Annotated in this window: 21 protein-coding genes and 1 riboswitch; of the genes, 15 read left to right on the top strand and 6 right to left on the bottom strand. The window is 68.0% G+C overall.

The window, feature by feature from the left end; all coding sequences use genetic code 11:
* Positions 1-32: 32 nt before the first annotated feature.
* On the top strand, positions 33-740 hold the full coding sequence (gene rpe, locus GS4_RS12980) for a ribulose-phosphate 3-epimerase (protein ID WP_007621221.1): 708 nt from the start codon (positions 33-35) through the stop codon (positions 738-740).
* Positions 741-744: 4 nt separating this feature from the next.
* Positions 745-1,791 carry a bifunctional diaminohydroxyphosphoribosylaminopyrimidine deaminase/5-amino-6-(5-phosphoribosylamino)uracil reductase RibD gene (gene ribD, locus GS4_RS12975; protein WP_007621220.1) on the top strand — a complete coding sequence of 349 codons (1,047 nt, stop codon included), beginning with the start codon at positions 745-747 and terminating at the stop codon, positions 1,789-1,791.
* A gap of 10 nt (positions 1,792-1,801) precedes the next feature.
* Here the strand turns inward: ribD and GS4_RS12970 are convergent, their stop codons facing one another.
* Positions 1,802-2,056 carry a lipopolysaccharide assembly protein LapA domain-containing protein gene (locus tag GS4_RS12970; protein WP_007621218.1) on the bottom strand — a complete coding sequence of 85 codons (255 nt, stop codon included), beginning with the start codon at positions 2,054-2,056 and terminating at the stop codon, positions 1,802-1,804.
* 188 nt (positions 2,057-2,244) lie between these two features.
* A riboswitch (FMN riboswitch) is annotated at positions 2,245-2,405 on the top strand.
* Positions 2,406-2,453: 48 nt separating this feature from the next.
* On the opposite strand from GS4_RS12970, the gene GS4_RS12965 reads away from it, so the two are divergent.
* From GS4_RS12965 to ppc, 13 genes are all read left to right on the top strand, one after another.
* A complete protein-coding gene (locus GS4_RS12965) occupies positions 2,454-3,086 on the top strand; it encodes a riboflavin synthase (RefSeq protein ID WP_007621212.1) in 633 nt (210 codons plus the stop codon).
* Between the two features lie 8 nt (positions 3,087-3,094).
* Positions 3,095-4,438, top strand: a complete 1,344-nt coding sequence (locus tag GS4_RS12960; protein ID WP_245555657.1) for a bifunctional 3,4-dihydroxy-2-butanone-4-phosphate synthase/GTP cyclohydrolase II — start codon at positions 3,095-3,097, stop codon at positions 4,436-4,438.
* Positions 4,435-4,971 (top strand): 6,7-dimethyl-8-ribityllumazine synthase, encoded by a 537-nt coding sequence (ribH, locus tag GS4_RS12955; protein ID WP_007621202.1) that lies wholly within the window; start codon positions 4,435-4,437, stop codon positions 4,969-4,971. The genes GS4_RS12960 and ribH overlap by 4 nt, the downstream gene beginning before the upstream one ends.
* Positions 4,972-4,987: 16 nt before the next feature.
* Entirely contained in the window at positions 4,988-5,473 is a 486-nt protein-coding gene (locus tag GS4_RS12950) for a PH domain-containing protein (protein WP_051989722.1), read from the top strand.
* A 124-nt stretch (positions 5,474-5,597) separates the two neighbouring features.
* Positions 5,598-7,676, top strand: coding sequence for an excinuclease ABC subunit UvrC (uvrC, locus tag GS4_RS12945; RefSeq protein ID WP_007621200.1), 2,079 nt, complete (start codon positions 5,598-5,600; stop codon positions 7,674-7,676).
* A 52-nt stretch (positions 7,677-7,728) separates the two neighbouring features.
* Positions 7,729-8,655 (top strand): RNase adapter RapZ, encoded by a 927-nt coding sequence (gene rapZ, locus GS4_RS12940; protein WP_007621199.1) that lies wholly within the window; start codon positions 7,729-7,731, stop codon positions 8,653-8,655.
* Complete coding sequence (locus GS4_RS12935; RefSeq protein ID WP_083862721.1) at positions 8,652-9,746, top strand: gluconeogenesis factor YvcK family protein; 1,095 nt, start codon at positions 8,652-8,654, stop codon at positions 9,744-9,746. Before rapZ ends, GS4_RS12935 begins: the two co-directional genes overlap by 4 nt.
* A 157-nt stretch (positions 9,747-9,903) precedes the next feature.
* Positions 9,904-10,881: a DNA-binding protein WhiA gene (gene whiA / locus GS4_RS12930; protein WP_174344014.1), complete on the top strand. Its 978-nt coding sequence runs from the start codon at positions 9,904-9,906 to the stop codon at positions 10,879-10,881.
* Positions 10,882-11,033: 152 nt separating this feature from the next.
* Complete coding sequence (gene gap / locus GS4_RS12925) at positions 11,034-12,053, top strand: type I glyceraldehyde-3-phosphate dehydrogenase (RefSeq protein ID WP_007621195.1); 1,020 nt, start codon at positions 11,034-11,036, stop codon at positions 12,051-12,053.
* A gap of 28 nt (positions 12,054-12,081) precedes the next feature.
* Entirely contained in the window at positions 12,082-13,302 is a 1,221-nt protein-coding gene (locus GS4_RS12920) for a phosphoglycerate kinase (protein ID WP_007621194.1), read from the top strand.
* 2 nt (positions 13,303-13,304) lie between these two features.
* Positions 13,305-14,099, top strand: coding sequence for a triose-phosphate isomerase (gene tpiA / locus GS4_RS12915; protein ID WP_040510431.1), 795 nt, complete (start codon positions 13,305-13,307; stop codon positions 14,097-14,099).
* Positions 14,100-14,191: 92 nt separating this feature from the next.
* Complete coding sequence (gene secG, locus GS4_RS12910; protein ID WP_007621192.1) at positions 14,192-14,425, top strand: preprotein translocase subunit SecG; 234 nt, start codon at positions 14,192-14,194, stop codon at positions 14,423-14,425.
* Between the two features lie 204 nt (positions 14,426-14,629).
* Positions 14,630-17,461 (top strand): phosphoenolpyruvate carboxylase, encoded by a 2,832-nt coding sequence (gene ppc, locus GS4_RS12905; RefSeq protein WP_007621191.1) that lies wholly within the window; start codon positions 14,630-14,632, stop codon positions 17,459-17,461.
* A gap of 157 nt (positions 17,462-17,618) precedes the next feature.
* On the opposite strand, the gene pgl is transcribed toward ppc, so the two are convergent.
* The 5 genes from pgl to tkt form a co-directional block, all read right to left on the bottom strand.
* Positions 17,619-18,362, bottom strand: coding sequence for a 6-phosphogluconolactonase (gene pgl / locus GS4_RS12900; protein WP_007621190.1), 744 nt, complete (start codon positions 18,360-18,362; stop codon positions 17,619-17,621).
* A complete protein-coding gene (locus GS4_RS12895; protein ID WP_007621189.1) occupies positions 18,362-19,282 on the bottom strand; it encodes a glucose-6-phosphate dehydrogenase assembly protein OpcA in 921 nt (306 codons plus the stop codon). Before GS4_RS12895 ends, pgl begins: the two co-directional genes overlap by 1 nt.
* 109 nt (positions 19,283-19,391) lie before the next feature.
* Complete coding sequence (gene zwf / locus GS4_RS12890) at positions 19,392-20,936, bottom strand: glucose-6-phosphate dehydrogenase (RefSeq protein WP_007621187.1); 1,545 nt, start codon at positions 20,934-20,936, stop codon at positions 19,392-19,394.
* Between the two features lie 3 nt (positions 20,937-20,939).
* Positions 20,940-22,058 carry a transaldolase gene (gene tal / locus GS4_RS12885; RefSeq protein ID WP_007621185.1) on the bottom strand — a complete coding sequence of 373 codons (1,119 nt, stop codon included), beginning with the start codon at positions 22,056-22,058 and terminating at the stop codon, positions 20,940-20,942.
* A 2-nt stretch (positions 22,059-22,060) separates the two neighbouring features.
* Positions 22,061-24,157: a transketolase gene (gene tkt / locus GS4_RS12880; protein ID WP_007621183.1), complete on the bottom strand. Its 2,097-nt coding sequence runs from the start codon at positions 24,155-24,157 to the stop codon at positions 22,061-22,063.
* Positions 24,158-24,184 lie beyond the last annotated feature (27 nt).

Genomic DNA, 24,184 nt, shown 5'->3' with positions numbered 1-24,184 from the left:
TCGCGACACATGCGCGCCCTACAATCGTCACCATGTCTGCACCCGGCCGCACGCCGATGATCGCACCGTCCATCCTGTCCGCCGACTTCGCGCACCTCGCCGCCGAGGCCGCGGCGGTCGGATCCGCGGAGGATCGGCCGGGAGCCGACTGGCTGCACGTGGACGTGATGGACGCTCACTTCGTGCCGAACCTCACCCTGGGCCTGCCGGTGGTCGAGAGTCTGCTCAAGGCCACCGACATCCCGTTGGACTGCCACCTGATGATCGAAGATCCCGGTACCTGGGCACCGCCGTATGCCGAGGCCGGTGCTGCGAACGTGACGTTCCACGCCGAGGCCACCGATGACCCGAGTGCTGTCGCGCGAGACATCCGTGCAGCCGGAGCAGCGGCGGGACTCAGTCTGAAGCCGGGCACCCCGCTCGACGGTTACCTCGAGATCCTGCGCGACTTCGACACCCTGCTGATCATGAGCGTCGAGCCCGGTTTCGGCGGCCAGAAGTTCATCCCCGAGGTGCTCGACAAGGTTCGGGCCATCCGCAAGATCGTCGACTCCGGGCAGCTGCGCCTGACGGTGGAGATCGACGGCGGCATCAACGCCGACACCATCGAGCAGGCAGCGGAGGCGGGTGTCGACTGCTTCGTCGCGGGATCGGCCGTCTACGGTGCGTCCGACCCCGGGGTGGCCGTCGAAGCCCTGCGCGCGCAGGCAGCGGCGGCCGCGGTCGGGCACCGCGCCTGAGCCGATGCCAGACGACCTCGATCCGGCCGCGATCGATCCGACGATCGCCACGGCGATGGCGACCGCGATCGCCGAGTCGGTGGGATCGCAGGGATCGAGCTCGCCGAACCCTCCGGTGGGTGCCGTCATCCTCGATCGGGACGGGGCCGTCGTCGGTCGGGGCGCAACACAGCCGCCCGGCGGCCCGCACGCCGAGGTGATGGCTTTACGTGACGCCGGCCCGGCCGCGCGCGGTGGCACTGCCGTCGTCACTCTCGAACCCTGCAATCACACGGGTCGGACCGGACCGTGCGCCCGCGCACTCATCGATGCCGGGGTCGCGGCGGTCCGCTACGCGGTCCCCGATCTCTCGCCGGTCGCCGGCGGTGGCGCGGCGACCCTGCGTGCGGCGGGGATCGACGTGGTCGGCGATGTCGCCCGCACCGACGCGGAAGCGGGACCGTTGCGCCACTGGCTGTTCCGACAGCGCGTCGGCCGACCGTTCGTGACCGCCAAGATAGCGAGCACGCTCGACGGACGGATCGCCGCCCCGGACGGCACCAGCCAATGGATCACCGGTCCACGAGCACGTGCGGCCGTCCACGAGCAGCGGGCCCGGCTGGACGCGATCGTCGTGGGTACGGGGACAGTGATCCGCGACGATCCGTCACTGACTGCCCGACATGCCGACGGACACCTCTACCCGCACCAGCCGACGCGCGTCGCGATGGGGCGGCGCCGGCTCCCCGCCGATGCTCGTGTCGCCGATGACGCGGCACCGTTCGTGCAGGTCGGATCACACGATCCCGCCGATGTGCTCGCGGCTCTGCCGGACGCGCTGTGGGTCCTGGTCGAAGGCGGGCCGGCGATCATCGGTGCGTTCCTCGCCGCCGACCTCGTCGACGAGGTCGATCTCTTCCTGGCGCCGACGATCCTCGGCGCAGGCGCGGCATCCATCGACATCCCGTCCGTGCAGACCCTGACCGACGCGCGAGGTTTCTCGATCACCGGAGTCGACGGCCTCGATCCAGATGTGCGCATCCGGCTCGGACGTCCTACGAATCCCACCTGACGGGATGCTGTTACCGACGTCGGCGACGAGCGAACCAGCCGATGACCACTCCGATCAGGCACACGATCGTGAGCGTGAGCCAGAGGGGCGTCGTGACGTGCAGGAAGAGGAAGTCGATGCGCGTCCGCTGCCGGTTCTGGACGATGAACACCACCGCGATCACCGCCAGTAGGATCGGCAACCATTGTCGGCGTACCAGCGCCAGCGCGCGGGCACCCGGACCGGCATGGCTGGACGGGGCGTCGACGGTTGCGCGGTCGGACATCGGAGGTCTCCGTTCTCCCGGTCCCGTGGCGACGGTCGGAAGTGCCGCCGACCGACGAGACGATGGTCACATCGTAGTCCGGGCGCGGTGCTTCCGGCGTGCATCGGCAGGTCGGTGACCGGCTCGGATTTGCGCTCGCGATGAATGCGGGATATCGGGTGCTCGGGAGCCCGTGCTAGCGTCGAGGACATAGTTCTCGGGGCGGGGTGAAAGTCCCCACCGGCGGTGATCGTCCGCACGTCAGTGCGTGTGGACGGAAGCCCGCGAGCGCTCGCCGACAACGGCGAGGTCAGCAGATCCGGTGTGATTCCGGAGCCGACGGTCACAGTCCGGATATGAGAGAACAGGCGACACCTGTGCGCCCTCTCCGCTCCGAGCGAGCACAGAGGAGCGTTGCGTGTTCACTGGGATCGTCGAAGAACTCGGCACCATCGTCGCCCGCGAGGAGTTGTCCGACGCGGCGCGCATCACCGTCCGAGGACCACTGGTCACCAGCGATGCATCCTTCGGCGATTCCATCTCGGTCAACGGCGTCTGCCTGACCGTCGTCGAACAGAGCCCCGACGCGTTCACCGTCGACGTCATGGCGGAGACCCTCGACCGCAGTTCGCTCGCCCGCCTCGGTACCGGATCGCGGGTCAACCTCGAGCGCGCCATGGCCGCCGGTGGACGGTTCGGCGGGCACATAGTGCAGGGGCACGTCGATGGGGTCGGTGAGGTCGTCTCCGTGAGTCCGTCCGAGCACTGGACCGTCGTCCGGATCGCCGTCCCCGACGCGATCAGCCGCTACATCGTCGAGAAGGGGTCGATCACGGTCGACGGGGTGTCCCTGACCGTCTCGGCGTTGTCGGATGGTGCGCCCGGGGAACAGACCTGGTTCGAGATCTCGTTGATCCCGACGACCCTCGACGAGACCACCCTCGGTTCCGTGTCCATCGGAGACCCGGTGAACCTCGAGGCCGACGTGATCGCGAAGTATGTGGAGCGTCTGCACCCGGCGACCGCCGCCGTGCAGCCTGATGTGAAGTGAGCACCGAGATGACTACTGAGAGCACCACGCAGGGGAGTGCAACCACCGAGGGTGGTGGGGCACATGAGCGGGTGGAACTGGACTCCGTCGAGCGTGCGATCGCCGACATCGCCGCGGGCAAGGCTGTGGTCGTGGTCGACGACGAGGACCGCGAGAACGAGGGCGACCTGATCTTCGCCGCCGAGAAGGCCACTCCCGAACTGGTGGCGTTCATGGTGCGCTACACCTCCGGATACCTGTGTGTGCCGTTGTCCGGGGACGACTGCGACCGCCTCGGTCTACCGCCGATGTACTCGATGAACCAGGACAAGCACGGGACGGCCTACACCGTCACCGTCGATGCTCGCGAAGGCATCGGGACCGGCATCAGCGCCGCCGATCGCGCGACGACGATGCGCCTGCTCGCCGATCCGTCCAGCACTGCCAACGACCTGACCCGGCCCGGTCACGTGGTACCCCTGCGCGCCAAGGAGGGCGGCGTGCTGCGACGCCCTGGGCACACCGAGGCCGCGGTCGACCTGGCGCGGCTGGCCGGTCTCACGCCGGCCGGCGTCATCTGCGAGATCGTCAGCCAGAAGGACGAGGGCTCGATGGCGCAGACGGACGAGCTCCGCGTCTTCGCCGACGATCACGACCTGGCGCTGATCTCGATCGCCGACCTCATCGCGTGGCGGCGTCGCAACGAGAAGCACGTCGTGCGCGTCGCGGATGCCCGGATCCCCACCCGCCACGGCGACTTCCGCGCGGTCGGCTACTCGAGCATCTACGACGACGTCGAGCACGTCGCCCTGGTGCTGGGTGACATCGCAGGTCCCGACGGACAGGGCGACGACGTCCTGGTGCGTGTGCACTCGGAGTGCCTGACCGGTGACGTCTTCGGTTCGCTGCGCTGCGATTGTGGACCGCAACTCGACGCGGCCATGGAGATGGTCGCGGCCGAGGGGCGGGGCATCGTGCTCTACATGCGCGGCCACGAAGGCCGCGGGATCGGGCTGCTGCACAAGCTGCAGGCCTACCAGCTCCAGGACGCCGGCTCCGACACCGTCGATGCCAACCTGCAACTGGGCTTGCCCGCCGACTCTCGCGACTACGGCCTCGGTGCTCAGATCCTGGTCGACCTCGGGGTCTCCTCGATGCGGCTGCTGACCAACAACCCGGCCAAGCGCGTCGGTCTGGACGGGTACGGCCTGCAGATCGTCGACCGGGTCGCGATGCCGGTCCGGGCCAACGCGGAGAACCTCCGCTACTTGCGGACCAAACGAGACCGCATGGGCCACGACCTCGCCGGCCTCGATGATCCACTCCCGAACGATCCGGCCACCGGCCATGTCGGACACGGGGATCCGGCATGAGCGGGGCAGGGGAGCCGACGCTCGAACTCGACGACGCCGGGCAGGTCCGACTCGCCATCATCGCGTCACAGTGGCACGAGACCATCTGCACCGCACTGCTCGACGGCGCACTCCGAGCTGCCGAGCAGCACGGTGTCCCGGCACCGACCGTGGTGCGGGTGGCCGGCGCCATCGAGCTGCCGGTGATCGCCCAGGCCCTCGCCCGCACGCACGACGCCGTGGTCGCACTCGGTGTCGTGATCAAAGGTGAGACACCGCATTTCGACTACGTCTGCGATGCGGTCACCGCAGGCCTGACCCGCGTGTCGCTGGACGAGTCGACCCCGGTCGGCAACGGCGTGCTGACCACACTCACCGAAGAGCAGGCATTGGCACGCGCAGGCCTGCCGGATTCGTCCGAGGACAAGGGGGCACAGGCCACCACCGCAGCGGTCGCGTCGGCGCTGATCCTGCGCGGTCTCGACGACGGCGTGGTCGCCTCGACCGGCGCGGTCGCGACGGTCGGGACCGGCGGGAGCGCTTCGGGTGCCTGAGGGCGCCGACCATCCCGTGACCGGTCCGCCGGCGCGGGACACCGAGCCTTCCGATGTCTGGGAGTTCGTCTATCGGCCCCGACGCACGCCACGGATCGCGATCGCGGTGGCGATCGTGGTCCTGATCATCCACATCGTCTTCGGCGCGTTGCTGACGATCTCCGACACGGGGGTGCAGATCGGCCTGTCCGACCAGTTCGCCATCTGGATCATCGGTGTCGTCGTCGCGGGTGCCATCCTGCTGTTCACCCGGGTCCGGCTGCGGGTGGGCCCGCAGGGTGTCGGCGTGCGCAACCTCACCTCCGAACGCGTCTTCGGATGGGATCGCATCGTCGGGTTGACCTATCCCGACAAGGGGTTCGGCGCACGGCTGCTGCTCCCCGCCGACGAACACATCCCGGTGCTGGCCGTGCAGGCCGGTGACGGTGATCGGGCGGTCGGCGCGATGAACAGGTTCCGCGAGCTCCGACAGATCCACGCCCCTCGCCCGACGTCGGACTGATCAGCCGCCGATCGCGTGACGCGACCGGCACGGGGCGTCGGACTACGCGCTACCAGATGCAGCGCGTACCCCGTCGACCTCGGGTGCAGCCGCTCTGTGGGTGGTGCGTACTAGCCTGGGATCCGTGGCCGACCCGACTACCTACCGTCCCGCACCCGGGACGATCCCGACCGACCCCGGGGTCTACAAGTTCCGCGACAAGCACGGTCGGGTCATCTACGTCGGCAAGGCCAAGAGTCTGCGGTCGCGACTCACGTCGTACTTCGCCGACATCGCCTCGCTCCATCCCAGGACCCGGCAGATGGTCACCACAGCGGCCTCGGTCGAGTGGACCGTCGTCGGCACCGAGGTCGAGGCCCTCCAGCTCGAATACAACTGGATCAAGGAATTCGATCCGCGTTTCAACGTCCGCTATCGCGACGACAAGACGTATCCGATGCTCGCGGTCACGCTGAACGAGGAGTACCCGCGACTGTTCGTCTATCGCGGGCCACGCCGACGCGGGGTCCGCTATTTCGGACCGTATGCCCACGCCTGGGCGATCCGCGAGACGGTCGATCTGTTGACCCGGGTCTTCCCGGCGCGCACCTGCTCGACGGGAGTGTTCAAACGGCATCGTCAGATCGACCGCCCCTGTCTGCTGGGGTACATCGACAAGTGTTCCGCCCCCTGCATCGGTCGGGTCAGCGCTCAGGAACACCGCGAGATCGTCGATGACTTCTGCGACTTCCTAGCCGGCCGCACCGACCTGATGATCAAGCGGCTCGAGCGTGAGATGAGTACATCCGCAGAGCAACTCGACTTCGAACGTGCCGCCCGGCTACGGGACGACGTCGGGGCGATGCGCCGCGCCATGGAGAAGCAGGCCGTCGTCCTCGGGGACGGCACCGACGCCGACGTCATCGCGATGGTCGGGGACCAGCTGGAGATGTCGGTGCAGGTGTTCCATGTCCGGGACGGACGCGTCCGCGGTCAGCGTGGCTGGGTGGTCGAACGTTCCGATGACGACTCGGCGGGCGAACAGGTCGGCCAGTTCCTCACGCAGTTCTACGGCGCCCAGGTCGACCTCGACGCGACGGTCGAGATCGACGACGACCGGGTGCGTGGCGAGTCCATTCCCCGGGAGGTCCTCGTCGGCGATCTGCCCGCCGACCACGAGGAACTCCAGGACTGGTTGTCGGAGCTACGGGGGAGTCGTGTCAGTCTCCGCGTGCCACAGCGAGGCGACAAGAAGGCGCTGTTCGAGACCGTCACGCGCAATGCGGGGGAGGCCCTGGCACAGCACAAGCTCCGTCGCGCAGGAGATCTCACCACCCGGTCGGCCGCGCTGACCGAGATCCAGGAGGCTCTCGGCCTCGACCAGGCGCCGTTACGGATCGAGTGCATCGACATCTCGCACGTCCAGGGCACCGACGTGGTCGCGTCGCTGGTGGTCTTCGAGGACGGTCTGCCCCGCAAGTCCGACTACCGTCACTACTCGATCCGTGAGGCAGCCGGTGAGGGACGCTCCGACGACGTCGCCTCCATCGCCGAGGTGACCCGGCGGCGATTCCTCCGTCATCGCGCCGATCAGGCTCCGGACGACTCCGGCCCGACCGATCCGACGACCGCGGAATCCCCGAGCACCGGCGGGTCGAGTGCGACCGCCGCCGGAGTGGGTGGCGACCGCGGCGCGGCTTCGTCGGTCGCGGTGATCGACGAAGCCGACACGAATCCACGACCCGGAATCGACCCGACGACCGGTCGTCCGCGCCGATTCGCCTACCCGCCCAACTTGTTCGTGGTCGACGGCGGTGCCCCGCAGGTCCATGCGGCGGCCGCCGTCCTGGACGAGCTAGGCATCACCGACGTCTCGATCGTCGGGTTGGCCAAGAGGCTCGAGGAGGTCTGGGTCCCCGGCGAGGACGACCCGGTGATCCTGCCCCGAACCAGCGAGGCCCTGTTCCTCCTGCAACGGGTGCGTGACGAGGCGCATCGTTTCGCCATCACGTTCCATCGCAGCAAGCGCAGCAAGCGAATGACCGAATCGGTGCTCGACGGTGTGCCCGGGCTCGGGCACACCCGGCGTACCGCGCTGGTGACCCATTTCGGGTCGGTGGCGCGACTGCGTGAGGCGACCCTCGAGGACATCTCGGAGGTTCCCGGCATCGGGATCGCCACGGCACGGGCCGTCCGTGCCGCATTGGGTGGAGGAGAGCAATGACGATGCCCTGTCCCGCCGTCGCCGGCATCAGCGAGCGAGCAGGAGGTCGGCGATGACCGCCGCGTCACCGGCAGACGATGGAACCCCCACCGCCCCGGACGGTCTCGTGGTCTTGTTCGTGGCGGGCATGTCCGGTGCGGGACGCTCCACCGCGGCCAACGTGCTCGAGGACGACGGATGGTACGTCGCCGACAACGTGCCGCCCAGCCTCATCGCGACCATGGTCGACACGATCAGGGCAGGAGCGGTGCCCACCGCGCGTCTGGCGATGGTGATCCGGGCGTCCGACGCGACCATCGGCGACCGCCTGGTCGAGGTCCGGAAGTCGTTGGAGGACACCGGGGTGCGCACCAGGGTGTTGTTCCTCGACGCCAGTGATCAGATGCTGGTCCGGCGGTTCGAGCAGGTCCGCAGGCGGCATCCGTTGCAGGGCAAGGACACCCTGGTCGACGGCATCGCGCGTGAGCGCGCGATCCTGGCGCCGATCAAAGACTACGCCGATCTGGTCGTCGAGACGTCGGCACTGTCGGTGGCGAAGCTGCGGGAAGTCGTCGAGGACGCCTACCCGCACGACACCGACAACCGGTTGAGTGTGGCGGTGCAGTCATTCGGCTTCAAGTACGGGTTGCCGATCGACTCCGATCTGGTGGCCGATGTCCGATTCCTGCCCAATCCGCACTGGATTCCCGAACTGCGCGACCACACGGGACAGGAAGAGCCCGTCCGCGACTACGTGTTGGGGAGGCCCGGGGCCACCGACTTCCTCGCGCTCTACGTCGACCTGGTCCGACTCGTCGGGCAGGGCTACCTCCGGGAAGGTAAGCGCTACATGACGATCAGTGTCGGCTGCACGGGCGGCAAGCATCGCAGCGTTGCCATCACCGAGGCGCTGGCACGTCTCCTCGGCCAGGAGAAGGACGAAACCGGTCGATCGACCTACGACGTCCGGGTGCTCCATCGCGACCTGGGGCGCGAATGACACCGGGTGTGGGGGCCGGCGACACCGCACCCATCGAGGTCCGGCTGGAGGAGGCCGATCCCGGTGAGGCGACCGCGGACCGCGCAGCGCCGCGCATCGTCGCGCTCGGCGGCGGCCACGGCCTGTACGCGACGCTGACTGCGATGCGTTACCTCAGCCCGCACGTCACCGCGGTGGTGACGGTCGCCGACGACGGCGGATCGTCGGGCCGACTCCGCGCCGAGCTCGGCGTGATCCCGCCCGGCGACCTCCGGATGGCGATGTCCGCGTTGATGTCCGCTCCGGCGGCCCGCGACGCCGCCGGTGCCTCGACCGGGCTGGACGAAGAGCCGGTGGCCGATCGTCGCGAACTCTGGGCGCAGATGCTCCAGCACCGTTTCGGCGGACGCGGGGCTCTCGCCGGGCACCCCGTCGGCAATCTCGTGCTCGCCGGTCTCACCGAGGTCCTCGAGGATCCGGTCCTCGCGCTCGACGAACTGGTGGCGCTGTTCGGCGTCGACGGTCGGGTGCTGCCGATGTCGACGGTGCCGCTCGAGATCGAGGCCGACGTCTCCGGACTCGAGAGTGATCCGCGGATCAGCCGATGCATCCGTGGCCAGGTCGCGGTCGCGACCACGCCGGGCAAGGTGCGACGGGTCCGGTTGCTGCCGAACGACCCGCCGGCCTGCGACGACGCGATCGCCGCGATCGGCGCCGCCGATCTGGTGGTGCTCGGTCCGGGGTCCTGGTTCTCCAGCGTGATCCCGCACGTCCTCGTCCCGGAGCAATTGCGGGCGCTGCGGGAGACGTCGGCGCGCAAGATGCTGTTCGTCAACCTTGCCCCGGAGCCAGGGGAGACGACCGGCTTCTCGGTGGAACGGCACCTGCACGTGCTCCACGCCCACGCCGACTCGTTCCGCATCGACGACATCGTGGTCGATGCGGCCTCGGTGCCCGCCGGGCGTGAACGCGAGCACCTGGTGCGCGCTGCGGAACTCTTCGGTGCCCGACTGCATGTCGGCGATCTGGCCCGGCCCGGCAAGCCGGTCCATGACCCCGCTAAAGTCGCGATCCTGGTGAACGAACTGTGCGAAGGTGAATTGAGTCGATAGTCTTACCGGGCGCGAGATCGGAGCCGATCGGGGTGCGCCGGCGAACACCGTCGGCGGTCGGATCCCCGCGCGACGAGTCGACAGCACGAGCGATGACCGACCTCGGGTGGAGAAGGATGTGCTGGACCAGGTGACAGGAGGACAGGGACCGGTGGCGATGACCGCGGCGGTGAAGGACGAACTGAGTCGTCTGACCGTCACGCAGGTGAGTTGTCGGAAAGCCGAGGTGTCCGCACTGTTGCGCTTCGCCGGTGGGCTGCAGATCGTGGCCGGCCGGGTGGTGGTGGAGGCCGAGGTGGACCTCGGCAACGTCGCCCGCCGACTCCGGCGCGAGATCTTCGACCTGTACGGCTACCAATCCGACGTCCACGTCCTGCGTGGCGGCGGGATCCGCAAGAGTGCGCGCTACATCGTGCGCATCACCAAGGACGGCGAGGGCCTGGCCCGGCAGACCGGGCTGCTCGACCTCCGCGGTCGACCGGTCCGGGGGCTGCCCGCCCAGGTTGTCGGCGGCAGTGTCGCCGATGCGGAAGCTGCTTGGCGCGGAGCATTTCTCGCGCACGGGTCGCTCACCGAACCCGGCCGCTCGTCGGCGCTGGAGGTGAGTTGTCCCGGACCGGAGGCGGCGTTGGCGCTCGTCGGCGCAGCACGACGCCTGGGCGTCGCGGCCAAGGCTCGCGAGGTGCGCGGCGCCGACCGCGTGGTGATCCGCGACGGAGAGGCCATCGGTGCGCTGCTCACCAGGATGGGCGCCCACGACACGCGCCTGGTCTGGGAGGAGCGTCGCATGCGGCGCGAGGTGCGGGCGACCGCCAACCGCCTGGCCAACTTCGACGACGCCAATCTCCGCCGCTCGGCACGTGCCGCGGTCGCCGCCGCCGCTCGCGTCGAGCGTGCGCTGGAGATCCTCGGCGACGAGGTCCCCGACCATCTGGTCGCGGCCGGCCAGTTGCGCGTCACCCACCGGCAGGCATCGCTGGAGGAGCTGGGGCAGCTGGCCGACCCGCCGATGACCAAGGACGCCGTCGCCGGACGGATCCGGCGTCTGCTGTCGATGGCGGACAAGAAGGCGCGGACCGACGGCATCCCCGACACCGAGTCGGCGGTCACCACGGAGCTGCTCGACGACGCCTGACCAGCGCTCGGCCATCGGTCACACCCTGTGCTGTGGTCTCGACGTGCGCCGACTAGGCTGAGACCTGCCGAGGGCTCTGCGCAGCGGCAGTCGGGTGTTCGTGCCCGGTGGCCCCAGGCCCTGTACCGATGAATACCGCTAAGGAGCGCACAGTGACAGTTCGGGTTGGCGTCAACGGATTCGGCCGGATCGGCCGGAACTTCTTCCGCGCCGTGGAAGCACAGAAAGCGTTGGGTAGCACCGACATCGAGATCGTCGCGGTCAACGACCTGACCGACAACGCCACACTGGCGCACCTGCTGAAGTTCGACTCCATCCTGGGTCGCCTACCCGAGGACGTCAGCCTCGAGGGCGAGGACACGATCGTCGTCGGAGACAAGAAGATCAAGGCGCTGTCGATCAAGGAGGGCCCGTCGGCCCTTCCGTGGGGCGACCTCGGCGTCGACGTGGTGGTCGAGTCCACCGGCATCTTCACCGCCCGCGCGAAGGCCCAGGGCCACCTCGACGCCGGCGCCAAGAAGGTCATCATCTCCGCGCCCGCGTCCGACGAGGACATCACCATCGTCATCGGCGTGAACGACGACAAGTACGACGGCAGCCAGAACATCATCTCCAACGCCTCGTGCACCACCAACTGCCTCGGCCCGCTGGCCAAGGTCCTCAACGACGAGTTCGGCATCGTCTCGGGCCTGATGACCACCGTGCACGCCTACACCCAGGACCAGAACCTGCAGGACGGCCCGCACAAGGACCTGCGTCGCGCCCGCGCCGCCGCGGTCAACGTCGTCCCGACCTCGACCGGCGCGGCCAAGGCCATCGGCCTGGTGCTCCCGGAGCTGAAGGGCAAGCTCGACGGCTACGCGCTGCGCGTGCCGATCCCGACCGGCTCGGTCACCGACCTCACCGCCGTCCTGAAGAAGTCGCCGTCGGTCGACGAGGTCAACGGTGCGCTCAAGGCCGCCGCCGACGGTCCGCTCAAGGGCATCCTCAAGTACTACGACGCACCCATCGTCTCGAGCGACATCGTCACCGACCCGCACAGCTCGCTGTTCGACGCCGGTCTGACCAAGGTCATCGACAACCAGGTCAAGGCCGTCTCCTGGTACGACAACGAGTGGGGCTACTCCAACCGCCTGGTCGATCTGACCGGTCTGGTCGGCAAGTCGCTCTGACACGCAGTTCACGAGGAGACCCGCGAACATGGCTGTCCGCACACTGAAGGACCTTCTGGACGAGGGCGTCTCGGGACGCGGGGTGCTGGTCCGGTCGGATTTCAACGTCCCGCTCGATGGGACGACGATCACCGATCCGGGCCGCATCCTGGCCTCCCTGCCGACGCTCACCGCCCTCATCGAGGCCGGCGCCAAGGTCATCATCACCGCCCACCTGGGTCGCCCGAAGGGCGAGCCGGACCCGCAGTTCTCGCTCGCGCCGGTGGCGGAGCGGCTCGGCGCAGAGCTCGGTCGTAACGTCCAGCTGGCCGGTGACGTCGTCGGCACCGACGCCCTCGCGCGGGCGGAGGGCCTCACCGACGGCGACGTGTTGTTGCTGGAGAACATCCGGTTCGACCCGCGCGAGACGTCGAAGGACGACGCCGAGCGCGAGTCGCTGGCGGCGGCCCTCGTGGAACTGGTCGGGGACGACGGAGCGTTCGTCTCGGACGGATTCGGTGTGGTCCATCGCAAGCAGGCGTCGGTCTACGACGTCGCGAAGCTGCTGCCGAACTACGCGGGCGAACTCGTCGCCGCCGAGGTCGACGTTCTGTCGAAGCTCACCGACGAGGTGACCCGGCCGTACGCGGTCGTGCTCGGCGGTTCCAAGGTCTCGGACAAGCTGGGCGTCATCGAGGCGTTGGCCCCCAAGGTCGACACCTTGGTCATCGGTGGCGGTATGGCGTTCACCTTCCTTGCCGCACAGGGACATTCGGTCGGATCCTCGCTTCTGCAGGAAGACCAGATCTCGGTCTGCAAGGATCTGCTGGACCGTTTCGGCGATGTGATCCATCTGCCCGTGGACGTGGTGATCGCCGACCGCTTCGCCGCGGACGCCGACTCGTCGATCGTCCCCGTCGAGGAGATCCCCGACGGATGGTCGGGCCTGGACATCGGTCCGGAGTCGGTCAAGCGGTTCGCCGCGGTCCTGTCCGGTGCGCAGACCATCTTCTGGAACGGCCCCTCCGGCGTCTTCGAGTTCGAGAAGTTCGCGTCGGGCACGAGAGGTGTGGCCGAGGCGATCGCCGCGACCACCGCCAAGGGTGCGTTCACCGTCGTCGGTGGTGGCGACTCCGCCGCCGCGGTCCGCACACTCGGCCTGCCCGATTCCGACTTCTCACACATCTCCACCGGTGGCGGTGCCTCACTGGAGTACCTGGAGGGCAAGGAACTGCCCGGCCTGGCCGTGCTGGAACGAACAGGGGAGTGACGATGGCCGCATCCGCTCGTAAGCCGCTCATCGCGGGCAACTGGAAGATGAACCTGAATCATCTCGAGGCGATCGCCCTGGTGCAGAAGATCGCGTTCGCACTCCCCGCGAAGTACTTCGACAAGGTCGACGTGACGGTGATCCCGCCGTTCACCGACATCCGCAGCGTTCAGACGGTGGTCGACGGCGACAAGCTGCTGCTCACCTACGGTGCGCAGGATCTCTCCCAGCATGATTCGGGCGCCTACACCGGTGAGATCAGCGGTGCCTTCCTCGCGAAGCTCGGATGCACGCACGTGGTCGTCGGGCACTCCGAACGTCGCACCCTGCACGCTGAGACCGACGAGATCGTGCTGGCCAAGACGAAGGCCGCACTCAAACACGGGCTCACACCGATCGTCTGCATCGGCGAGGGGCTCGACGTCCGTGAGTCGGGCGAGCACGTGGCCTACAACGTCGCGCAGATCAAGGGTTCGCTCGCAGGTCTGTCGGCCGAGGACATCAGCAAGACCGTCATCGCCTACGAGCCGGTCTGGGCGATCGGCACCGGCCGGGTGGCCAGCGCCGAGGACGCGCAGGAGGTCAATTCCGCGATCCGTGCGGCGATCGCGGAGATCGCCGATGACGCGACAGCGGCGGGCATCCGCATCCTGTACGGCGGGTCGGTCAACGCCAAGAACGTCGGCGACATCGTCGGTCAGAACGATGTCGACGGTGCTCTGGTCGGTGGTGCGTCGCTGAAGTCGGACGAGTTCGCGACACTGTCGGCGATCGCCGCCGGCGGGCCCCTGCCCTGATTCGCATCACCGACGCGTAGACTGTGGCGGGTTGTGCTCAGGTCGATCGAGCACACCTGCCACACCAACGACCCGAACAGGACTCTCACCTCGTGAAGCTCGCACTCGACATCGGTTTGGTCATCACCAGCGTCTTGATGGTGGTGCTGGTGTTGCTGCACCGTGGCAAGGGCGGCGGTCTGTCGACCCTGTTCGGCGGCGGCGTGCAGTCCAGCCTGTCCGGATCGAGCGTCGTCGAGCGCAACCTCGACCGTTTGACGATCTTCGTCGGTCTGATCTGGTTCATCTTCATCATCGGCATCGGCGTCGACATCAAGCTGTCCTGACACCGACTCAGAGCTGACGCCGCCTTTCGGCGTCGGCCCCGTCATCCCGCCCGGTTCGTGCGCCGCACGACACCGGGCGGTTGCGTGTCCGGGGTTGCCCGTGACGCCGCGTAACGCCATCGCGGCGACCGAGTTGTCCGCGCACATACCTCTCCGGCCTCTCCCGAGATGCCACCTCCGACCCACGGCGGGATACTTGATCTCATGAGCGAAACCATCTCCTCACGCGGCGCTGCACAGTGGCGACCATCGATCTCGATCGTCGACCACGTCGTCGTCGATGACGAGGGACGCGCACTGACCGAACCGCTCCGCGAGGACATCCGTCTGCTCGGCGGCATCCTCGGCGACGTCGTCCGCGAGCACTCGGGTGTCGACGTCTTCGATCTGGTGGAGAACGCGCGCATCGCGGCGTTCCGGGTCCGCCGCTCGGAGATCGACCGCGACGAGCTCGCGGACATGTTCGTCGATCTCGACGAGACGTCAGCCGTACCCGTGATCCGTGCATTCAGTCACTTCGCGCTGCTCGCCAACCTGGCCGAGGACATCCACCGGGAGCGCAGGCGCGCGATCCACATCCATGCCGGCGATCCGCCTCAGGACAGCAGCCTCGCCGCCACGTACCAGAAGCTGTCGGATGCGGGCCTCGGTGACGATCGGGTCGGTGCGGCACTCGCCGACGCCACCGTCGTGCCGGTGATCACCGCACACCCGACCGAGACCCGGCGACGGACCGTGTTCGAGGCCCAGAACCGCATCACGGAATTGATGCGCTTCCGCGGCCGCACGCAGTTGACCCCGGAGGAGGACGCAGAAGTCCTGGAGGGGTTGCGCCGACAGATCCTCACGCTGTGGCAGACCGCCCTCATCCGACTCGAGCGTCTCACCATCAGCGACGAGATCCGTTCGGGACTGCGCTATTACGATGCTTCGTTCTTCGACGTGGTGCCCCGGATCAACACCGCGGTCCGCGCACGTCTGCACGAGGCGTACCCCGATGCCGGTCTGGGAGACCAGCCCATGATCAGGATGGGGTCGTGGATCGGTGGTGACCGGGACGGCAACCCGTACGTGACCGACGAGATCGTGACGGAGGCGACCACGAGTGCGGCGCGCACCGCGGTGACACATCATCTGGCCGAGCTGGAGACACTCGCGCAGGAACTCAGCATGTCCGCGCGGCTGATCGGGTCGTCGGAATCGCTGCTGGCACTGGCCGAGACCGACAGCGACGATCCGGGCGCCGACGAACCCTTCCGGGTGGCACTGCGACACGTCCGCGCCCGGCTGGCCGCGACCGCCGCACATATGTTCACCCCGGAGGCGTTGTCGGCCGATGACCGGCGACTGGGCGACGGCAAGGCAGCCTACGACGATGCCGCGGACCTGTTGGCAGACCTCGACATCATCGACGCCGAACTGCGGTCCAACCGCGACGAGTCGATAGCCGACGATCGGTTGCTCCGTCTGCGTGAAGGCGTGCGCACCTTCGGTTTCCACCTGTCGGGTCTGGACATGCGACAGAACTCGGAGATGCATGAGGAGGTCATCGGCGAGTTGCTCGCGTGGGCGGGTGTGCATCCCGATTATGCGTCACTGGACGAGGATCAGCGGGTGGCGATCCTGTCCGCCGAACTGCAGGCACGTCGGCCGCTCACCCGACCCGGCGCACGGCTGAGCGAGCTGGCCACCAAGGAACTCGGGATCGTCACGGCCGGCGCACGTGCTGTCGAGGTCTTCGGTCCGCAGGCCGTGCCGAATTACATCATCAGCATGTGCACGTCGGTCAGCGACATGCTCGAGGCGATGGTTCTGCTCAAGGAGGCCGGACTCTTCGATCCCAACGACGGCGAGCCGCGCTGCTCGGTCCGAGTGGTCCCGCTGTTCGAGACCATCGAGGATCTGCAGCAGGGGGCGAGCACGCTGCAGGCGATGCTCGAGCTCGACTTCTACCGGGCGCTCGTGAGGTCCCAGCAGAACATCCAGGAGATCATGCTGGGCTACTCGGACTCCAACAAGGACGGCGGCTACATGGCCGCGAACTGGGCCCTCTACCGCGCCGAGCTCGACCTCGTCGCCACGGCGGCCGAGAACGGGATCCGGCTGCGGCTCTTCCACGGTCGTGGCGGCACCGTCGGCCGGGGTGGCGGCCCCAGCTACGACGCGATCCTGGCTCAGCCGCCCGGCGCGGTGCAGGGGTCGCTCCGCATCACCGAGCAGGGTGAGATCATCGCCGCGAAGTACGCCGAACCCGTTGCTGCCCGACGCAACCTCGAGACCCTCCTCGCCGCCACGATCGAATCGTCGCTGCTCGACGTCGAGGGACTGGGCGACGAGTCGGAGTCGGCGTACGAGACCATGGACGAGCTGGCGGCCCTGGCCCGTTCGGCCTACAGCGAACTCGTGCACGACACACCGGGATTCGTCGAGTACTTCACCACGTCGACCCCGCTGTCGGAGATCGGTGCGCTCAACATCGGCAGCCGCCCGGCGTCGCGGAAGCAGACGGAGAAGATCTCCGACCTCCGGGCCATCCCGTGGGTGCTCTCGTGGACGCAGTCGCGTGTGATGTTGCCCGGCTGGTACGGCACCGGGTCCGCCTTCGAGCAATGGATCGGCGACGACACCGGACGACTCGAGACGCTGCGGCGCTACTACGCCGAGTGGCCGTTCTTCCAGACCGTGATGTCGAACATGGCTCAGGTGCTGGCCAAGTCGGACATGGGCCTGGCGCATCGCTATGCGCAGCTGGTGCCCGACGAGACTCTCCGCGAGACGGTCTTCGGCAAGATCGTCGATGAGCACGAGCGCACCATCGCCATGTACGCGCGTATCACCGGTACCGACGATCTGCTGGCCGACAATGCCGCGCTGAAGCGTTCGGTGTACAACCGCTTCCCGTACCTGGAGCCGCTCAACCTGCTCCAGGTCGAGTTGTTGCGCAGGTTCCGGGCCGGTGAAGACACCCCGCTCGTGCGGCGGGGTATTCAGCTGACGATGAACGGCCTAGCAACTGCACTCCGCAACAGCGGCTAGTCGTCGATCGTGCGCTCGGTCGCGTCGATCGTGCACCGTGCCGCGTCGACCGTGTGCTCGGATCCGTCGATCGTGCGCATAGCCGTGTCGACGCGCACGGTCGGTGATTTCAGGCGCACGGTCGACGATCTGGAGCGCACGGTCGACGGGTGTGGAACTACGTGGGTAGGTGCCCCGCCGCGGCGTGATCGAGGAACCAGACGGTCTCGGTCGTGCCGTGCGCGCCTGCCGCGGGCCAGTCGGCGGCCGCGGCTCCGGAGTGGGCCGCCGCGACGGCCGCGGCCTTGTCGGCGCCGGCCACCAGGAACCACACCGCGCGGGATCGGTTGACCGCCCGGAGGGTCAGCGTGAGTCGTCGCGGCGGTGGCTTGGGCGAATCCTCCACGGCGAGTACCGTCTTGGTCTCCTCGGCAGTGGCCGCGGTGTGCGGGAAGAGCGAGTTGATGTGCCCCTCGCCGCCCATGCCGAGGAGGTGGATGTCGAATGCTGGGGAGGGGGAGTCGTCGGTGGATGCCAGGACGGCCGCGTACTCCGCGGCGGCGGCGGCGATGTCGTCGCCGAGCGGGCCGTCGAGAGCGGCCATCGGGTGGATGCGGTCGGGGTCGACCGGAACGTGGTCGAGCAACGCTTCACGAGCCTGTCCCGAGTTCCGTTCCGGATCGTCGGATGCGACGAAACGGTCGTCGCCCCAGTAGATCTCGACACGGGACCAGTCGATGGTGCCGCTGTTCTCGGCGAGCCGACGAAGCAACGCGATGCCGTTGCTGCCACCGGTGAGTGCCACGGACGCGATCCCGCGCTCGGACTGGGCACGGGTGATCACGTCGACGAACCGGCGCGCGGCGGTGTCGACGAGTTCGGCGGAGTTCTCGAACACCAGTGTCTCGATCGGCTGTGACATCAGGCAGCTCCCTCGGTGACGAAGTCGAGTTCGGTGAGGCCGTGCAGTGCGAGTTCGTAGATCTCGTCGGGGTCGAGCCGACGCAGTTCTTCGGCGAGACAGTCGCTGATCCCGCGGACCATCATGGCGATGCGTCCGTCGGGCCGATTCGGGCTGCTGAGCACGGCATTGTTGTTCTGGTCGACGGCGAGGATCAGGACGCCGTCGGATCGTTCGATGCGCACCTCGAAGCTCCCGCGGGCCCGCAGTGTCGGTGCCCCGAGTGCGGATCGCAGCCACCCCGCGAGCAGGTCGACACTCGGCGACTCGGCCGGGCCGGTCACCTTCACGCTGTCGACGGTGGTGTGCGGCGGCCGGTCGAAGGCCGATGCCAGGAGCGCTCGCCACGGGGTGATCTGCGACCAGGCGATGTCGGAGTCGCCGGGGGCGTACCCCGCGCGGCGCGAGGCCAGGGCAGCAGCGGCGTCGCCGTCGTGGGAGGCGTCGGTGATCCGGCGATGTCCCAACTGGCCGAGCGAATCCTGGGCGGGGACCGCCGGGGCATGGCCCGGCCACCACGTGACGACCGGGGTGTCGGGCAGCAGGAACGGGATGACCACCGAGTGGCCGTGGTCGGCGAGCTCGCCGTAGAGGTTGAGCACCACCACCTCCGAGGCGCCGGCGTCGCCACCCACACGGATCTGGGCGTCGAGCCTCGACTCGACGGTCCGTTCACCACTGGCGACGACGATGACGCGGCAGGGATGCTCGCGGCTCGCGGCATTGGCGGCCTCGATCGCACCTTCGGTCGGCTCGCCGAGGTCGGTCTTGACCACGAGGGTGAGCACTCGGCCGAGCGTGACCGCGCCGCCTGACTCCCGCATCTTCACGAGCTCTTTGCTGACGGCGACGGTCGAGGTGTCGGGCAGATCCTTGATCATCGAAACCTCCCGGTGATCGAGATGACGAGGTGAGGTGTGGGTGCGGTCGCCGTCGGTCGAACGGGAACCGCTGTCCAGGTGCCCTGCACTGCGGCGTCCAGGAGATCGCTCATGGTCGGCGCCACACTCGACCGACCCGTTCCAGCATCTCGTCGGCCGACGCGGGTCCCCAGGTCCCCGACTCGTAGGTGTCCGGATGCCCGGCCTCGGACCATGCCTCGAGGACCGGATCGAGGATGCGCCAACACAATTCGACCTCAGCGTTGACGGGGAACAACGACGGTTCACCCAGCAGCACGTCGAGGATCAGGCGCTCGTAGGCCTCCGGTGAGGCGACGGTGAACGCCTGCCCGTAACTGAAGTCCATGTTGACGTCGCGGACCTCCATGCCGGGGCCGGGCACCTTGGAGCCGAATCGCAGCGTGACTCCTTCGTCCGGCTGGACCCGGATGACGAGTGCGTTCTGGCCCAACTCCTCGGTCATCGTCTGATCGAAGGGGAGGTGCGGGGCGCGCTTGAACACGATTGCGATCTCGGTGACCCTGCGTCCCAGGCGCTTTCCGGTACGCAGATAGAACGGCACCCCGGCCCACCGTCGGGTGTCGACCTCGACGGCGATCGCGGCGAAGGTCTCGGTGGACGAATCCTTTGCGAACCCCTCTTCGTCGAGCAGGCCCGGGACCTTGATGCCGCCCTGCCACCCCGGCCCGTACTGACCGCGAGCGGTGTTCTCGGCCAACGGCAGGATGTTGCGGGTCGCCGACAGGACCTTGATCTTCTCGGCCTGCAGCTGACTCGGCTCGAAGGAGACCGGCTCCTCCATCGCGATGAGGGCCAGCAGTTGCAGCAGGTGATTCTGGATGACGTCCCGGGCAGCGCCGATGCCGTCGTAATAGCCTGCGCGCCCGCCCAACCCGATGTCCTCGGCCATGGTGATCTGGACATGGTCGACATAGTGGGAACTCCACAGCGGATCGAACAGCTGGTTGGCGAAGCGCAGTGCCAGGATGTTCTGGACCGTCTCCTTGCCCAGGTAGTGGTCGATCCGGAACACCGATTCCTCGGGGAAGACGCTGTTCACGACCGCGTTGAGCTCCTGGGCGCTCTGCAGATCGTGGCCGAAGGGCTTCTCGATGACCACGCGTCGCCAGCTGCCGCCGGTCGGATCGGCCAAACCCGAGTCCTTCAGCTGTTGACACACCACCGGGAACGCACCGGGTGGGATCGACAGGTAGAAGGCGTGATTGCCGTCGGTGCCGCGCTGACGGTCCAGGTCGCCCAGTGTCTGCGCGAGCGCGGTGAACGCCTCCGGATCGTCGAAGGAGCCCTGTACGAACCGGAACCCCTCGGCCAGGCGCTCCCACACGTCCTCGCGGAACTCGGTCCGCGAGTGCTCGCGCACCGCATCGTGCACGATCTTGCCGAAATCCTCGGTGTCCCAGTCGCGCCGGGCGAAGCCGACCAGGGCGAAACTCGGCGGGAGCAGACCGCGGTTGGCGAGGTCGTAGACCGCAGGCATCAGCTTGCGGCGCGCAAGATCGCCGGTCACGCCGAAGATCACCAGACTGCTGGGCCCGGCGATCCGCGGCAGCCGCTTGTCGCGGCTGTCGCGGAGTGGATTAGCCCAGGACGCCTCACCGGCGCGCTCGGCCACGGCTCAGCCCTTTGCGGCGTCGAGCTGTTCGGCCGTCGCGCTGAGCAGCTCGTTCCAGGCCTGCTCGAACTTGTCCACACCCTCGACCTCGAGGACCTGATAGACGTCGTCGACGTCGATGCCGACCTTCGCCAGGTCCGCGAACACGGCCTCCGATGCAGGGCCGGTCCCGATGATCGAGTCCGCGTTGACCTCGCCGTGGTCGGCGAACGCGTCCAGGGTCTTCTCCGGCACCGTGTTCACCGTGTTCGGTGCCACCAGGTCGGATACGTAGAGGGTGTCGGGGTAGTCCGGGTTCTTGACACCGGTCGACGCCCACAGCGGACGCTGAGGGAGTCCGCCCTCGCCGACGAGTCCCTGGAAGCGGGACTCGACCTCGAAGTACTGCTGGTAGGCGACGTAGGCCAGGCGTGCGTTGGCCAGCGCGGCCTTGCCCTTGAGCGCAGTGGCCTCGGGGGTGCCGATGGCATCGAGTCGCTTGTCGATCTCGGTGTCCACCCGGGATACGAAGAACGACGCGACCGAGTGGATCGTCGACAGATCGTGGCCGGCCTTCTTCGCCTGCTCCAGACCGGCCAGATATGCGTCGATGACCGCCTTGTAGCGGTCGACGGAGAAGATCAGCGTGACGTTGACGCTGATCCCCTCGGCGAGGGTCCGGGTGATGGCCGGCAGACCCTTCTCGGTGGCCGGGATCTTGATGAAGAGGTTCGGCCGGTCGACGATCTTCCACAGTTCGATGGCCTGTGCGGCGGTCTTGTCGGCATCGTGCGCCAGCCGCGGATCGACCTCGATCGAGACGCGGCCGTCGACACCGTTGGACGCCTCGAACTGCGGAGCGAGGACATCGCAGGCCTCGCGGACATCGTCGGTGGTGACGGTGCGGACGGTCGCGTCGACGTCGGCGCCGCGGGCGGCGAGCTCACGGACCTGGTCGTCGTAGGCGTTCCCCTTGGAGAGGGCGGCCTGGAAGATCGACGGGTTGGTCGTGACGCCGACGATCGACTTGGTGTCGATGAGCTCCTGGAGGTTGCCGGAGCGGATGCGATCCCTCGACAGGTCGTCGAGCCAGACCGACACGCCGGCTTCCGACAGTGCTGCCAGATTCGGGTTCTGGGTCATCTCTATCCCTTCACGTTGGCGATCGAGCGTTGGGCGGCGGCGACGGCGGCCTCGGGCGTGATGCCGAACTCCCGGTAGAGGGTCTGGTAGTCGGCGGACTCGCCGTAGTGCTCCAGCGAGACGCTCTCACCGAAGCCACCGACGATCTTGTGCCACGACAGTGCGATCCCGGCCTCGATGGACACCCGGGCCCGAACGGTCGGGGGGAGCACCTGGTCGCGGTAGTTCTGGTCCTGACTCTCGAACCACTCGAGGCACGGCATCGACACGACCCGCGTGCCCACACCCTGCGCCTCGAGCGCCTCGCGGGCGGCGACCGCGATCTCGACCTCGGACCCGGTGGCGATCAGGATCACCTCCGGTAGCGAGGTGGAGGACTCGACGAGGACGTAGCCGCCCTTCTCCACACCCTCGGCCGAGGTGTTCTCCAGGACGGCGACCTTCTGTCGGGTCAGTGCCAGACCGACCGGGCCGCTGCTGCTGGAGCGCTCGAGGATGGTCTTCCATGCGTAGGCGGTCTCGTTGGCATCGGCGGGTCGGACCACGCTGAGGTTCGGGATCGCTCGCAGGGCGGCCAGGTGCTCGACCGGCTGGTGGGTCGGGCCGTCCTCGCCGAGACCGATCGAGTCGTGGGTCCAGACGTAGATGGGATCGATGTCCATCAGCGACGCGAGTCGTACCGCGGGCCGCATGTAATCGCTGAACTGCAGGAAGGTGCCGCCGTAGGCGCGGGTCGGGCCGTGCAGCACGATGCCCGACAAGATGGCGCCCATCGCGTGCTCACGAACACCGAAATGCAGTGTGCGCCCGTAGGGTTCGGCGTTCCAGGTGTCGGTCTTGATCGACACCGGACCGAACGAGTCGGCGCCCTTCATGGTGGTGTTGTTGCTGCCCGCGAGGTCGGCGGAACCGCCCCACAGCTCGGGGAGCACCGGGCCGACGGCGCTGAGGACGTCACCGGATGCGGAGCGCGTGGCGACTGAGCCGCCTGCCTCCCAGGACGGGAGCACGTCCGACCATCCGGCGGGCAGTTCGTCGCGGGTCACGCGGTCGAAGAGCTCCTTGCGCTCCGGCTCACGGGCGACCCATGCGTCGAAGTCCTGCTGCCAGGCGTGGTGTGCCTCGCGACCACGGTCGACCAACGCTCGGGTGTGGGCGATGACCTCGTCGCTCACGTCGAAGTTCTTCGACGGGTCGAAGTCGAGTGCCTTCTTGATACCGGCGACCTCGTCGTCACCGAGCGCGGCACCGTGGGCGGCGCCGGTGTTCATCTTGGTCGGTGCCGGGTATCCGATGATGGTGCGCAGCACGATGATCGACGGACGGTCGGTGACCTTCTTGGCCTCCTCGACGGCGGCCTCGATGGCCACCACGTCCTCGCCGCCCTCGACGACCTGTACGTGCCAACCGTAGGCCTCGTACCGCTTCGCGGTGTCCTCGGTGAGGGCGATCGTGGTGTCGTCCTCGATCGAGATCTTGTTGTCGTCGTAGAACAGGATCAGGTTGCCCAGCTGCTGGGTCCCGGCCAGCGACGACGCCTCGGAGGTGACTCCCTCCTCGATGTCGCCGTCGGATGCGACGACGTAGATGTAGTGGTCGAACGGGCTTGCGCCCCAAGCTGGCTCGGGATCGAACAGACCGCGCTCACGCCGCGACGCCATCGCCATGCCGACCGCGGAGGCCAGACCCTGGCCGAGTGGGCCGGTGGTGATCTCCACACCGCGGGTGTGGCGGAACTCCGGGTGGCCCGGGGTCTTCGACTTGTAGGTGCGCAGGGCCTCGAGATCCTCGAGCTCCAGACCGAAACCGCCGAGGTAGAGCTGGATGTAGAGCGTGAGGCTGGAGTGCCCGCAGGACAGCACGAACCGGTCGCGGCCGACCCAGGTGGGGTCGGCGGGATCGTGCCGGAGGATGCGCTGGAACAGGGTGTAGGCCAGCGGAGCCAGGCTCATCGCGGTGCCAGGGTGCCCGCTGCCGCATTTCTGCACCGCGTCGGCGGCCAGGACACGCACGGTGTCGACGGAGCGGGTGTCGAGGTCGGACCAGTCGCCGGGGTGATTCGGCCGGGTAAGTGCGCGGATCTCGTCGGTCTCAGCCACGGTCGTACTGTCTCCTGTACTTCGTCG

Source organism: Gordonia soli NBRC 108243, assembly GCF_000334455.1.
GTDB lineage: Bacteria > Actinomycetota > Actinomycetes > Mycobacteriales > Mycobacteriaceae > Gordonia > Gordonia soli.
The sequence above is the reverse complement of the archived record's forward strand: the minus strand, read 5'-3'. Positions and strand labels throughout refer to the sequence as shown.

Coding starts and splice junctions, on each gene's coding strand:
- ppc (WP_007621191.1), top strand. CDS start 14,630: ATGAGCGAAACCATCTCCTCACGCGGCGCTGCACAGTGGCGACCATCG.
- GS4_RS12935 (WP_083862721.1), top strand. CDS start 8,652: ATGACACCGGGTGTGGGGGCCGGCGACACCGCACCCATCGAGGTCCGG.
- GS4_RS12895 (WP_007621189.1), bottom strand. CDS start 19,282: ATGATCAAGGATCTGCCCGACACCTCGACCGTCGCCGTCAGCAAAGAG.
- ribD (WP_007621220.1), top strand. CDS start 745: ATGCCAGACGACCTCGATCCGGCCGCGATCGATCCGACGATCGCCACG.
- whiA (WP_174344014.1), top strand. CDS start 9,904: ATGACCGCGGCGGTGAAGGACGAACTGAGTCGTCTGACCGTCACGCAG.
- rpe (WP_007621221.1), top strand. CDS start 33: ATGTCTGCACCCGGCCGCACGCCGATGATCGCACCGTCCATCCTGTCC.
- rapZ (WP_007621199.1), top strand. CDS start 7,729: ATGACCGCCGCGTCACCGGCAGACGATGGAACCCCCACCGCCCCGGAC.
- tpiA (WP_040510431.1), top strand. CDS start 13,305: ATGGCCGCATCCGCTCGTAAGCCGCTCATCGCGGGCAACTGGAAGATG.
- pgl (WP_007621190.1), bottom strand. CDS start 18,362: ATGTCACAGCCGATCGAGACACTGGTGTTCGAGAACTCCGCCGAACTC.
- tal (WP_007621185.1), bottom strand. CDS start 22,058: ATGACCCAGAACCCGAATCTGGCAGCACTGTCGGAAGCCGGCGTGTCG.
- GS4_RS12970 (WP_007621218.1), bottom strand. CDS start 2,056: ATGTCCGACCGCGCAACCGTCGACGCCCCGTCCAGCCATGCCGGTCCG.
- ribH (WP_007621202.1), top strand. CDS start 4,435: ATGAGCGGGGCAGGGGAGCCGACGCTCGAACTCGACGACGCCGGGCAG.
- GS4_RS12960 (WP_245555657.1), top strand. CDS start 3,095: ATGACTACTGAGAGCACCACGCAGGGGAGTGCAACCACCGAGGGTGGT.
- GS4_RS12920 (WP_007621194.1), top strand. CDS start 12,082: ATGGCTGTCCGCACACTGAAGGACCTTCTGGACGAGGGCGTCTCGGGA.